General features: G+C 68.1%; 11 protein-coding genes. 7 read left to right on the forward strand and 4 right to left on the reverse strand.

Annotation, left to right across the window (positions count from 1 at the left end):
• The first annotated feature begins 37 nt into the window (after positions 1-37).
• Positions 38-1147, forward strand: coding sequence for a toxic anion resistance protein (locus VG556_RS07870; protein ID WP_049407827.1), 1110 nt, complete (start codon positions 38-40; stop codon positions 1145-1147).
• Between the two features lie 71 nt (positions 1148-1218).
• On the opposite strand, the gene VG556_RS07875 is transcribed toward VG556_RS07870, so the two are convergent.
• A complete protein-coding gene (locus tag VG556_RS07875) occupies positions 1219-2106 on the reverse strand; it encodes a LysR family transcriptional regulator (protein ID WP_032957497.1) in 888 nt (295 codons plus the stop codon).
• Between the two features lie 97 nt (positions 2107-2203).
• Here VG556_RS07875 and trpB point away from each other — a divergent pair, with 97 nt between their 5' ends.
• From trpB to glmM, 5 genes are all read left to right on the forward strand, one after another.
• Positions 2204-3421: a tryptophan synthase subunit beta gene (trpB, locus tag VG556_RS07880; RefSeq protein ID WP_032957499.1), complete on the forward strand. Its 1218-nt coding sequence runs from the start codon at positions 2204-2206 to the stop codon at positions 3419-3421.
• A complete protein-coding gene (locus VG556_RS07885; protein ID WP_049407824.1) occupies positions 3418-4098 on the forward strand; it encodes a hypothetical protein in 681 nt (226 codons plus the stop codon). Before trpB ends, VG556_RS07885 begins: the two co-directional genes overlap by 4 nt.
• 1 nt (position 4099) lies before the next feature.
• Entirely contained in the window at positions 4100-4909 is an 810-nt protein-coding gene (trpA, locus tag VG556_RS07890) for a tryptophan synthase subunit alpha (protein WP_046431828.1), read from the forward strand.
• Between the two features lie 261 nt (positions 4910-5170).
• Positions 5171-6046, forward strand: coding sequence for an acetyl-CoA carboxylase, carboxyltransferase subunit beta (gene accD / locus VG556_RS07895; RefSeq protein WP_005410473.1), 876 nt, complete (start codon positions 5171-5173; stop codon positions 6044-6046).
• Entirely contained in the window at positions 6046-7407 is a 1362-nt protein-coding gene (glmM, locus tag VG556_RS07900; RefSeq protein WP_014647877.1) for a phosphoglucosamine mutase, read from the forward strand. Before accD ends, glmM begins: the two co-directional genes overlap by 1 nt.
• A gap of 78 nt (positions 7408-7485) precedes the next feature.
• Here glmM and VG556_RS07905 read toward each other — a convergent pair whose 3' ends face one another.
• The 3 genes from VG556_RS07905 to VG556_RS07915 are packed head-to-tail and all read right to left on the reverse strand — an operon-like array spanning position 7486 to position 11379.
• Positions 7486-8343 (reverse strand): polysaccharide deacetylase family protein, encoded by an 858-nt coding sequence (locus VG556_RS07905; protein WP_049407821.1) that lies wholly within the window; start codon positions 8341-8343, stop codon positions 7486-7488.
• Positions 8336-9481, reverse strand: a complete 1146-nt coding sequence (locus VG556_RS07910) for a glycosyltransferase family 4 protein (protein ID WP_049407818.1) — start codon at positions 9479-9481, stop codon at positions 8336-8338. Before VG556_RS07910 ends, VG556_RS07905 begins: the two co-directional genes overlap by 8 nt.
• A gap of 20 nt (positions 9482-9501) precedes the next feature.
• On the reverse strand, positions 9502-11379 hold the full coding sequence (locus VG556_RS07915; RefSeq protein WP_100450409.1) for a DUF3413 domain-containing protein: 1878 nt from the start codon (positions 11377-11379) through the stop codon (positions 9502-9504).
• Positions 11380-11573: 194 nt separating this feature from the next.
• Here VG556_RS07915 and VG556_RS07920 point away from each other — a divergent pair, with 194 nt between their 5' ends.
• Complete coding sequence (locus tag VG556_RS07920) at positions 11574-12509, forward strand: isopenicillin N synthase family dioxygenase (RefSeq protein WP_014647873.1); 936 nt, start codon at positions 11574-11576, stop codon at positions 12507-12509.
• The last annotated feature ends 235 nt before the right edge of the window (positions 12510-12744 follow it).

Genomic DNA, 12744 nt, shown 5'->3' on the forward strand with positions numbered 1-12744 from the left:
GCCGCTGCCGCTTACCCAACTGCAAGGAGACTGCCCGATGACCCAGGACAGCCAGACCCCCGGTGCCCTCGTGCCCGGCACGACTACCGCCGTTCCGCTCGATGAAGGCGCATTGCAGGCGCTTGGCCTGGTCCGCGAGGATCTGCCGCGCATCGCCGAGATCCGTCTGGAGCTGGATGACCTGCGCCCGGGCAACCTGCAGGTCTTCGGTCGCGAAGCGGCCACGCGCACCGCAGCGTTTTCCAGCCAGTTGCTGGACCAGGTGCGCAATCGTGACCTCGATGCCAGCGGCGAGAAACTGGGCGAAGTGGTGCGCATCGCACGCAGCCTGAAGCTGGACGGCTTCGCGCAGCGGTCGAAGGTGCCGGTGATCGGTGGCCTGATCGACCGCCTGCGCGTATCCAAGGGCGAGCTGGTGCAGAAGTTCAGCGACACCAATGCGCAGATCGAGCAGCTGCTGGGTGATGTCGGTGTGCAGCAGGCGTTGATGGGCAAGCGCGTGGGCGAGTTCGACCGCATGCATGACATCGTCCGCGAAGAACGCCATGCGCTGGGCCTGTATGCTGCGGCCGGCAAGCAGCGCCTGGCCGAACTGCAGGCCGAGCAGCAGGCCAGGCAGGGCAGTGAGGATCCGCAGCAGCGCATCCGCCAGAGCGAAGTCGACAACGCGATCCGCCTGCTCGAAAAGCGCGTGTCCGACCTGCAGCTGATGCAGCATGCGGCCGACCAGTCGCTGCCGATGATCCGCCTGATCCAGGCCAACGCGCTGCAGCTGATCGAGAAGTTCAACACGGTTCGCGAGATCATCATCCCGTCGTGGAAGCGCCAGTTCGCCATCCAGCTTTCGCTGGGTGAGCAGAAGGCCGCGGTCGAGCTGTCCACCGCCATCGACGATGCCACCAACGAGCTGATGCGCCGCAACGCCGACCTGCTGCGCCAGGCCTCGGTGGATACCGCGCGCAGGAACCAGCGCGGCGTGATCGACGTGGCGACGCTGCGCCACGTGCACGACCAGTTGATCGCCACGGTCGAGGAAGTGCGCAGCATCCATCGCGAAGGAATGCAGCAGCGGCAGCAGGCCGAAGTCGAGCTGTCGCGCCTGCGCGAAGACCTGCAGCAGCGACTGGCCACCCCGACTGCCAGCTGAAAAAAGGGGACGGAGGGGATTAAGTCGTTTGTGCCACTTGCGACTTAATCCCCTCCGTCCCCTTTTTGTTGTCAGCGCAGTTGCTGGCCCAGCCAGTCGGCCAGCGCATCCACGCGCCCATCTGCCGGTCCATCCGGTCGCGCCAGCACCCAGAAGCCACCGGTGGCGGCAAATCCCCACGGCGCGACCAGTCGCCCGGCGGCCAGGTCCTCGGCCACCAGTGGCTCGGGTGCGATCGCCGGGCCCAGCCCGGCCACCGCTGCCTCCAGCAGGTAGTACAGGTGTTCGAAGGCAGTACCCAGCTGCAGCTTCGAGGTGTCCAGATCGTGCGCTTGCGCCCACGCCGGCCATGCCTGCGGCCGTGAGCTGGTGTGCAGCAGCGTCTCCTGCAGCAGCGCCGAGGGCGGCACATGCCGCAGTCGCTGCGCGGCCGGATGCGAGGGGGCCACCACCACGCCGACCCGTTCCGGCGCCAGCTCACGCACCTGCCAGCCCCGGGGCCACGGCCCCTGCGCCAGCAGCAGCACCGCGTCCAGTGCGGCCTGCGCCTCGGTGAAGCTGCCATCCAGCGCCGACCACTGCAGGCGTACGCCGGGCAGGGCGGCCTGCAGTGCGGGCAGGCGCGGAATCATCCAGCGCGCCAGCACGCTGCCGCTGCAGCCCAGCACCAGCGCCGGGGCCGCGGTCGGCCGGCGCAGTTCGCGCACGCAGTCTTCGATGCCGCTGAAGGCCTCGCTGCACGCTGCCTGCAGGCGCGTGCCCGCAGCGGTCAGGCGCAGGCCACGACCGGCCCGCTGGAACAGCGCCAGGCCGAGGTGGTCTTCCAGCAGCTTCAGCTGGCGGCTGACCGCGCCGTGGGTCACGTGCAGGTCCTGCGCGGCGCGGCCAACCCCGCCCAGGCGGGCGGTGGCCTCGAACGCGCGCAGCGCATTGAGCGGTGGCAACAGCGAACGGCTCATGTGAGATTTCCTGACGGTATATGCCAGATAATATCCATTTTCCGGTCACGACCCGTGCGCTAGAGTATCCACCTGTCTCGAACCAGCGGTCGCTTCCATGTCTGCCTCCCCCATTGCCGACTACCACGCCTTCCCGGATGCCCAGGGCCATTTCGGCCGCTACGGTGGCAGCTTCGTTGCCGAAACCCTGGTCGGCCCGCTGCAGGAACTCGCCCAGGCCTATGACCAGGCCCGCCAGGATCCGGCATTCCAGGCCGCCTACGACCGCGACCTGGCCCACTACGTGGGCCGGCCGAGCCCGATCTACCACGCCCAGCGGCTGAGCGACCATGTCGGCGGCGCGCAGATCCTGCTCAAGCGCGAAGACCTGAACCACACCGGCGCGCACAAGATCAACAACACCATCGGCCAGGCGCTGCTGGCGGCGCGGATGGGCAAGAAGCGCATCATCGCCGAGACCGGTGCCGGCCAGCACGGCGTGGCCAGCGCCACGGTTGCCGCGCGGTTGGGCCTGGAATGCGTGGTGTACATGGGCGCCACCGACATCGAGCGGCAGAAGATCAACGTCTACCGCATGAAGCTGCTCGGCGCGACGGTGGTGCCGGTCACCTCCGGTTCGGCCACCTTGAAGGACGCGCTCAACGAAGCGATGCGCGACTGGGTGACCAATGTGCAGGACACCTTCTACATCATCGGTACGGTCGCCGGTCCGGATCCCTATCCGCGCATGGTGCGCGACTTCAACGCCATCGTCGGCCGCGAGGCACGCGAGCAGATGCTGGCCGAGTACGGCCGCCTGCCCGATGCGATCACTGCCTGCGTCGGCGGCGGCAGCAATGCCATCGGCCTGTTCCATGCCTTCCTCAACGACCGCCAGGTCGAGATCGTCGGCGCCGAGGCCGCAGGTGATGGCATCAGCACCGGTCGCCATGCTGCATCGATCGCCGCCGGTCGCCCGGGCGTGCTGCATGGCAACCGCACCTATGTACTGTGCGACGACGACGGCCAGATCATCGAGACCCATTCGGTGTCGGCCGGCCTGGACTATCCGGGCGTCGGCCCCGAACACGCATTCCTAGCCGATACCGGCCGCGCGCGCTACCTCGGCATCACCGATGACGAAGCACTGCAGGCCTTCCACCTGCTGGCGCATACCGAGGGCATCCTGCCGGCGCTGGAGTCCAGCCATGCGCTGGCGCAGGCGATCAAGCTGGCGCGTGAGCGTCCGCGTGACCAGATCGTGCTGTGCAATCTGTCCGGCCGTGGCGACAAGGATGTGCATACCATCGCCGCGCGCGAAGGGCTGGTGCTGTGAGCGCGCTGCTGCGCAACAGTGGCGTGCTGCTGCTGGCGCTGGGGTTGGCCGCGTGCCAGCCGCCGGAGCCGCCGCTGCTGGCACCGGCCGCCAAGGCCACCACGCAGCCGGCACAGCAGGCGGCCGCGAATGATGACCTCGACCCGATGGCACGTGCGCCGATCGTCGATCCGCCGTCCACGGAAGATATGGACAGCGATGGCGCGCCTGCGGTGGTCTCGGTGGCGCTGGACCATGCCGGCGAGGTGCTGATCGGCCAGCACATGGGCGATCTGAAGGCACTCGGGCCGTGGACCGCGCAAGGGGCGGTCGAAGCCATCGGCGGCAGTTGCGAGTACTACGACGGCAAGGGGCTGCCGCCCGGCGTGTCGATGATGACCGATGAAGATCGCGTCGTCCGTTTCGATCTCGGCCTGGATCCGGACAGCGGGGCGCCGACCCAGCAGCCCGGTCCGTTCGGCCTGCGTGTCGGCATGACCCGCGCCCAGGCCATGGCCCAGTTCCCGAAGCCGCCGGTATCCAGCCCGCATGCCTACGATGGTGACCAGGGCGAGTACCTCACCTGGCAGGACCCGGGTTCGGACCTGGGTATCCGCGTGGAACTGTTTGAAGGGCGGGTCACCCAGATGTACTGGGGAACCAGCGATGCGATTGAACTGATTGAAGGATGTGCCTGAAATGTCCGTATCCCGACTCGATGCCTGTTTCCAGCGTCTGCGCGAACAGCAGCGCAAGGCGCTGATCCCCTTCGTCACGGCCGGTGATCCCTCGCTGGAGGCCACCGTGCCGGTCATGCACGCACTGGTCGACGCCGGCGCCGACGTGATTGAACTGGGCGTGCCGTTCTCCGACCCGATGGCCGATGGCCCGACCATCCAGCGCAGCTCCGAGCGCGCGCTGGCGCGCGGCGCCGGCAGCCGCTACGTCCTGCAGGCCGTGGCGCAGTTCCGCGAGCGCGATGCGCAGACCCCGGTGGTGCTGATGGGCTACCTGAACCCGGTGGAGATCCACGGTTACGCGGCCTTCGCCAAGGCCGCCGTCGACGCCGGCGTGGACGGCGTGCTGCTGGTCGACCTGCCGCCGGAAGAAGCGGGCGACGCCCAGCAGGCGTTCGACGCAGCCGGCCTTGCGCTGGTACTGCTGGCGTCGCCGACCACCAGCGAGGCGCGAGCCGACAAGCTGCTGGCGCTGGCCCGTGGCTATCTCTACTACGTCAGCTTTGCCGGTGTCACCGGCGCGTCCGAGCGCCTGGACAGCGATGCCGCCAGTGCCCGCCTGCAGGCGTTGCGCGCGCGTGCGTCGGTGCCGGTGGTGGCGGGCTTCGGCATCAAGGATGCCGCCAGTGCCGCGGCCATGGCCCGCCAGGCCGACGGCGTGGTGGTGGGCAGCGCGCTGGTGGCGGCGCTGGCCGAAGCGGGCTCGGCGGAAGAGGCCGCGCAGCACGCCCGGACCTTCCTCGCCCCGCTGCGGCAGGCGCTGGACGCGTAACGGTAGTGCCGGCCGCTGGCCGGCATCCTCCTGAGGGCTCGCGTGCAAGGGCTGCCGGCCAGCGGCCGGCACTACCCATCGGTCTGCACGCAAGGGCTGCCGGCCAGCGGCGGGCACCGCCCCAGCACCTAAACGTACGTCCCAGCATGGTTTTTTCCGGCTGCCCCGTGGCTGGCAAGGGGGTGCACGGGCGGGGAAAGCGGAGCTAGACTGTCCGCCTTTGCGGCCCCCGGGCCGCCCTGAACGGAAGTGTCCTCCCGCATGAGTTGGCTCAGCAAGTTGATGCCGTCCGGCATCCGCACCGACAACACCCCCAGCAAGAAGCGCAGTGTCCCCGAGGGCCTGTGGGAAAAGTGCAGCAACTGCGGCAGCGCGTTGTACCGTCCGGAACTGGAAGAGAACCTGGAAGTCTGCCCGAAGTGCGGCCATCACATGGCGATCCGTGCGCGTGCGCGCCTGGCTGCCCTGTTCGATGCCGACAGCACCACCGAGATCGGTGCGCGCCTGGGGCCGACCGACCTGCTCAAGTTCAAGGACCAGAAGAAGTACAGCGAGCGCATCAAGATCGCGCAGAAGAACACCGGCGAGTACGACGCGCTGATCGCCATGCGCGGCCTGCTCAAGGGCCGTGCGCTGGTGGCATCGTCGTTCGACTTCGCCTTCATGGGCGGCTCGATGGGCTCGGTGGTCGGCGAGCGTTTCGCACTGGCCGCGGAAACCGCGGTCGAGATCGGTGCGCCCTACGTGTGCTTCTCGCAGAGCGGTGGCGCCCGCATGCAGGAAGGCCTGTTCTCGCTGATGCAGATGGCCAAGACCTCGGCCGCGCTGGGCAAGCTGCGTGAAGCCGGCCTGCCGTACATCTCGGTGCTGACCCACCCGACCACCGGCGGCGTGTCGGCCTCCTTCGCGATGCTGGGTGACATCAACATCGCCGAGCCGCAGGCGCTGATCGGCTTCGCCGGCCCGCGCGTGATCGAGCAGACCGTGCGCGAGAAGCTGCCGGAAGGCTTCCAGCGCTCGGAATTCCTGCTGGAGCACGGCGCCATCGACCAGATCTGCGACCGTCGCGAAATGCGCGACCGCCTGTCCGATCTGCTGGCAATGCTGGGCCGTCAGCCGGCGCCGGAGGTGGCTTGATGGGAGGCCGCAAGTACTTCGGTACTGATGGCATCCGTGGACGGGTCGGCCAGGGCGTGATCTCGGCCGACTTCGTGCTGCGCCTGGGCAACGCCCTGGGCCGTGTCCTGGTCGACCAGCGCGGCCAGGATGGGCGCCGGCCGATCGTGGTGATCGGCAAGGACACCCGCATCTCCGGTTACATGTTCGAAGCGGCACTGGAAGCCGGCCTGGTCGCCGCCGGTGCGGACGTGCAGCTGCTGGGGCCGATGCCGACCCCGGCGGTGGCGTTCCTGACCCGTACGCTTGGCGTGGACGCTGGCATCGTCATCAGCGCCTCGCACAACCCGCACTACGACAACGGCATCAAGTTCTTCTCCGCCCAGGGCGAGAAGCTCGACGATGCGACCGAGCTGGCCCTGGAAGCGGCGCTGGACATCCCGTTCACCACCGCCGAATCGGAAAAGCTGGGCAAGGCGTCGCGTGCGCGCGAAGCGGTCGGCCGCTACATCGAGTTCTGCAAGGCCAGCGTGCCGCGCGCGTTCGACCTGCGTGGCGTGCGCCTGGTGCTGGACTGCGCGCACGGCGCCACCTACCAGATCGCGCCGCTGCTGTTCCGTGAACTGGGCGCCGAGGTGATCGGCATTGGTGCCGAGCCCAACGGCGTCAACATCAACGCCGGCGTGGGTTCCACCCACATCGACAACCTGGCGGCCAAGGTCCGCGAAACCCGCGCCGATCTCGGCATCGCCTTCGATGGGGATGGCGACCGCGTGCTGATGGCCGACGACCAGGGCAACCCGGTCGACGGCGATGACCTGCTGTATATCCTGGCCCGTGCATGGAAAGCCGAAGGCCGCCTGCGCGGCCCGGTGGTCGGCACGCTGATGAGCAACTACGGCGTCGAGAAGGCATTTGCCGACCTGCAGATTCCGTTCGTGCGCAGCAATGTCGGCGATCGCTACGTGCACCAGGCGCTGATGGAAGGCGGCGGCGTGCTCGGCGGTGAAGCCTCCGGCCACCTGCTGTGCCTGGATCGGGCCACCACCGGCGACGGCATCGTCAGCGCGCTGCAGGTGCTGGTGGCATTGCGCAACAGCGGGCAGACCCTGCGCCAGGCGCTGGAAGGACTGGTGCGGGTGCCGCAGAAGACGGTCAACGTGCGGCTGGGCAATGTCTCGGCCAAGGCCACGGTGCAGGCCGGCAGCGTGCAGGCCGCGCTGGCTGTCGCGCAGCAGTCGGTGGCCGGTCGTGGCCGTGCGTTCCTGCGCCCGTCCGGTACCGAGCCGGTGGTGCGGGTCACGGTCGAGGCCGATGATGCGACGCTGATGCAGGACACGCTGGATCGACTGTCCGCGGCGGTACGTGAAGCCGCCGCCTGAGGCCGCTGCACATCCGCCCAACGAAAACGCCCCGGAATGCCGGGGCGTTTTCGTTGAAGGGGCAGGGCGGTGGGTTGCCTACGGCCCCGGCACCATCTTCTTCTGGCGTGCCTTGAAGCCATTGAACAGCGGTGCGATCAGCGGGTTGTAGCTCTGTGCGATGCGTTTTCGCAGCCAGCTGGCCGGGCGGTTGCGGATCGCGAAACGATAGATGCGCTCCGGGTCGCCGCCCACCACATTGCGTCCGAACGGGTGGGTGGTATGCAGGTAGCGGAAGCCGTGCTCGCGCGCCACCTCGATGTGGTCCTGGTCGAAATCGCCGTAGGGCCAGCACAGCGTATCGGACACCTCGCCAAGCTTGTCCTGCAGGACGTCGCGCGAGACTGCCAGGTCGTGGCTCAGGCCGGCACGGCGCTGTGCGCGGTCCAGGTCGTCGCGGCGCAGCCAGCGGGTGTGGGTATGGGTGTGGCAATGCACTTCGAAGGTGCCGGCGGCGATGGCCGCGCGCGCTTCGCTCCAGCGCATCATCACGTCGTCGCTGCGGTTCTGCTCGTAGATCGCCGCTTCGCAGCCGCGATGGTCCGGCGTGGCAGGCAACGTTGCCCCGGCAAGCCCGGCGTGGGGCCGCTCCGGGCCTTCGCCCATCCAGCCGGTGACCACGAACACCACCGCGTGCATGCCGTACTTCTGCAGGATCGGGTGCGCATACACCCAGTTGTCCAGGTAGCCATCGTCGAAGGTGATCACGATCGACTTGCGCGGCACCGGCTTGCCGGCCAGGAAGCCGGCGTACTGGTCCAGTGTCAGCGACGTCCAGCCGTTGCCGGCCAGCCACGCGATCTGGCTTTCGAAATTCTCCGGTGACACGGTGATCATGCCCGGCGACGGACTGACGTGGTGGTGCATCAGCACCGGTACGGTTCGGGCATCAGCCATGTCCCAGCTCCTTCAGCCACTGGTGGTAATAGTGTTCGGTGGTCTCACCGTGGCCGTCGGGAGTGAACCGGTGCGCGCTGCGCATCCAGTCCCACCCGGCGCGGCCCATCTGCCGCCGCCGTTCCGGATCGTCCACCAGCAGGCGCAGGGCGCCTGTCAGGGCTGCATTGTCGCCCAGCCGGGTGAGGATCGCATTGCTGCCATCCATCACCATCTCCGGCACGCCACCCACCCGCGTGGCCACGATCGGCACCCCGACATAGGCGGCCTCCAGGAAGACGGTACCGGCCGCTTCCTTGTGCGATGCCAGCGCGAAGATGTCGAAGCCAGCCATCAGCCGGCATGCGCCGTCGCGATAGCCGAGCAGATGGACCTGCTGCTGCAGCCCGTGCTCGTCGCGCAGCGCCTGCAGCTGGTCCATGACCGGCTGGCCATCGCCGACCACCACCAGGTGCAGGTTCGGGTGCGTCTTGCACAGCGGCACCATCGCCTGCAGCAGGTCGGCATGACCCTTGGGTTCGCGCAGCACCGCCACGCAACCGACCACGATGTCCTGTTCGCCGAAGCCGAGTTCGGCGCGCACGTCCGCGCGTACCTCCTGCAGGCATTGCCAGGGGTCGTCCTTGCGGATTTCGCTCCAGCGCGGCGGGACCGCGATGGGCGGCACGATACCGATGTGTTCGGCCGGAATGCCGCGCGCGGCCAGCAACTGCTTGACGAAGCTGCTGACGGTCAGCACCCGGTGCGGCAGGCCGGTATAGGTCAGCAGCGAGTTGACCGGGCTCATCAGGTGGCGCGAGCGCACCACCAGCGGCGTGCCGCCCAGGCGTGCACCGGCGGCGGCGATCAGTGCGTCACGGCGGCTGGTGGTGTTGACCACGTCATAGCGTTCGCGGCGCACCAGGCGCGAGACCGACCAGATGCCGCGCAGCAGGCGCAGCAGGCCACCCATGCGCAGGGTATGCACGGTGAAACCATCATCGCGTGCCAGCTGGGCCAGTCGCGCTTCGGGCTGGCACAGCAGCGCCACCTCGTGGCCACGCGCGCGCATCACCTGCATGTGGCGGAAGATGTAGATCTCCTGCCCGCCCATTCCCTTGGCGGCTTCAGTGTGCAGGATGCGCAGCGGACGGTTCATGCAGGATCGATCCTTGAGGGTCAGCGGTTGCGGAAGCGGGTCAGCGCTTCCCATGCAGTGCGTACGGCGGCCGCATCGGGCGCCTGCTGTGGCAGCGGCCGGTAGCGCAGGTCCAGGGCGGTGGCGTTGCCGAACTTGTCGAACACATAGATGGCATCGCCATGGCGCACCGCGCGCTGCGACCAGCTTTCGACCACCAGCGCACGCGTGCCCTGCGGCTCGGCCAGCAGGTCCTGGCCGGTGCTGTAATCGGCCGGTGCGTTCTCGCAACCCAGTGCGTGGCGCATCAGTGTCGGCACCCAGTCTTCGTGCGAGCTGGTGCGTGCGTCGTGGCCAGCGGCCTTGCCCGGCCAATGCAGCACGAACGGGACCTGCAGCTGATAGTCGGAGAAGTTGCCGTTGTGGCCCCAGTAGTTCAGCTTGAGGTCGTTGAACTCTTCGGCATGGTCACCGGTGACCAGCACGATGGTGTCCTCGGCCAGGCCCTGTGCGCGCAGGTCGTCCAGCAGTGAGCCGATCAGGCTGTCGGCATAGTGCACGGCGGTGCGGTAGCGGTTGAGTTCCGGCGTCGGGTCATGCTCCGGGCCGAACTTGAGGAAATCGATATCGGCGGCCATCGGTGTGGCCACCGCCGGATAGCCCTCGGGCATGTGGTAGGGCGCATGGGTGGAGTCGAGGAACACGAAGCCGAACCACGGGCGCTGCGCGGCCTGGCTGGCGCGGATGTCCTGCTGCAGCGCAGTGATGATCGCGCGGTCGCGGCCGTCGGACTTCAGCGCTGAAGGCCCCTGGTGCAGCTGGTCGCGTACATCGGCGAACACCGTGCGATCGAACTCCGGGCTGTACAACGGCGCACTGCCGTACAGGTGCAGGTCGTAGCCCTGCTGGCCCAGCACCTGGAACAGCTGCGAGCCACGCTGCTCGTCAAGCATGCCCGGCCAATAGCCGCCGGGCAGGCCGTAGAGCAGTCCGAACAGGCCGTAGCGGGTGGCATTGCCGGTGCTGAAATGGTGGTCGAAGACGCGCGCATCCTGCGCCAGCGTCGACGTGTTGGGCATCAGCTGCGGTGTCAGCACATCGTGGCGCAGCGACTCCAGTACCACCATCAGTACGTTGGGACGATGTGGGCTCTGGCAGCGCAGCGGATGCAGCGGGTACAGCAGCTGCGCATGGCGCGGGTCGGGCAGGCCGGCGTGCTGTTGGCTGACCACGCCCAGGCGCCGCATGAAGCTCTTGGCCGTGATCGGCTGCGCCCACGGCAGGTAGTTCCACTGCGCGATCACATCACGGTCGCCGCGGGCGTCGTAGTAGGCCGTGGCGACCTGGCCGCCGGCCATCAGCAGCGCGACCACCGCCCAGGCCTGCAGCACCCGTCGACGGCGCGGCGCGGCCGGCAGCAGTTTCCAGCACGCCCAGGCCAGCAGGCCCTCGGCGGTGAAGACCGCGGCAACCAGCAGGCCGACCTGCAGCCAGGTCTTCCAGGACAGGGCAACCTGGTCCTGCAGGGCGCCGCCGAACACCATGTTCACGACCATGGCATTGAGGTGGAACCGGTACAGGGTGAAGACCTTGGCGTCGACCAGCAGCAGGCACAGCCACAGGCCCTGCAGCACGGCCGCGCTGATGCTCAGCGTACGCGCGCTGCGTGGCCACAGGCCCAGCAGCAGCGGCAGCAGGCCGGCCAGCGCACCGAACGCGAGCAGGTGGCCGGGCAGGGCGACCGCCAGATAGGCCAGGCCGGCGCCGCCGCCCGGATTGTCACGCAGCGGTACATTGCCCAGCGCAATCGCCGCGGCCAGTACCGCATTGCCGGCGATGAACAGCGACCACCAGGCCAGCCGCCGCCAGCGCCGGGCGGAACCTTCAATGGCAGGGGCGGCAGGGGCAGCTGCGGGCATGGTGGGGCAGGTTCAGGGGGGGCAGGGGAGGGGCGGGGCCAACGTGACGGAAGCGTTGCTCCGCGCGCGGGTCGCGCATTGTATCGGTTTGTTTCCGTGTATCGAGTGGCGTCCCCCGGGCGATCTGTCACAATGTTCAGGCGGGCCATGAATGCGTTGGCCCCCTCAGACCCAACGACAAGCCAGGAACCGCTGTGAGCCAGATCCCCACCCTCGACATCACCCGTTTCGACAGCGACCGCGAGGCCTTCGTGGCCGAGCTGGGCGCGGCCTACCGCCAATGGGGATTCGCGGGCATCCGTAACCACGGCATCCCGCAGGCCGACATCGACGCGGCCTACGATGCCTTCAAGGCTTTCTTCGCCCTGCCGGAAGAGGTCAAGCGCAAGTACCACGTGGCCGGCAGCGGCGGCGCCCGCGGCTACACCCCGTTCGGCGTGGAAACCGCCAAGGGCTCCAAGCATTTCGACCTGAAGGAGTTCTGGCACATCGGCCGCGAGATCGCCGACGATTCCAAGTACCGGGACGTGATGGCGCCGAACCTGTGGCCGGCCGAGGTCGAAGGTTTCCGTGAGCGCGGTTACGGCCTGTATCAGGCGCTGGACAACCTGGGGTCGCGCGTGTTGTCCGCGTTGGCCCTGCACATTGGCCTGCCGGAAGACTTCTTCGCCGACAAGACCAACTTCGGCAACTCGATCCTGCGCCCGATCCACTACCCGCCGATCACCACTGACGACATCCCGAACGTGCGTGCCGGTGCCCATGGCGACATCAACTTCATCACCCTGCTGGTCGGCGCCAGTGCCGCAGGCCTGGAAGTGCAGTCGCATGACGGCGAGTGGGTGCCATTTACGTCAGATGCGGACACGATCGTGGTCAACATCGGCGACATGCTGCAGCGCCTGACCAACCACGTGTATCCGTCGACCATCCACCGCGTGGTCAACCCCCCGGGTGACCTGGCGCGCCAGCCGCGCTATTCGGTGCCGTTCTTCCTGCACCCGAACCCCGACTACCTGATCGACGTGCTGCCCTCGTGCATCACCCCGGAGAACCCGAGCCGGTATCCGGAGGCGATCACCGCCCACGGCTTCCTCGAGGAACGCCTGCGCGAGATCAAGCTGAAGTAAGGAAAAGTGAGGCCGCCGAAAGGCGGCCTTTTTCTTTGCAGGGTTGCACCCTGCACCCGCGGTAGTGCCGGCCGCTGGCCGGCAAGTCCAAAGCCAAAGCGGCTCTGGGGTGTTCCTTGGGGAGGCGGGGAGGTGTCGGATGGCGGGGACGCCGTAAACCCATCCCTGGGGGCTTGGCCGCGGCATCCATGCCGCGGACACCCCGCCATCCGACACCTCCCCGCCTCCGACAGTT

The organism is Stenotrophomonas sp. CASM106, from assembly GCF_049384825.1.
Taxonomy (GTDB): Bacteria; Pseudomonadota; Gammaproteobacteria; order Xanthomonadales; family Xanthomonadaceae; genus Stenotrophomonas; species Stenotrophomonas muris.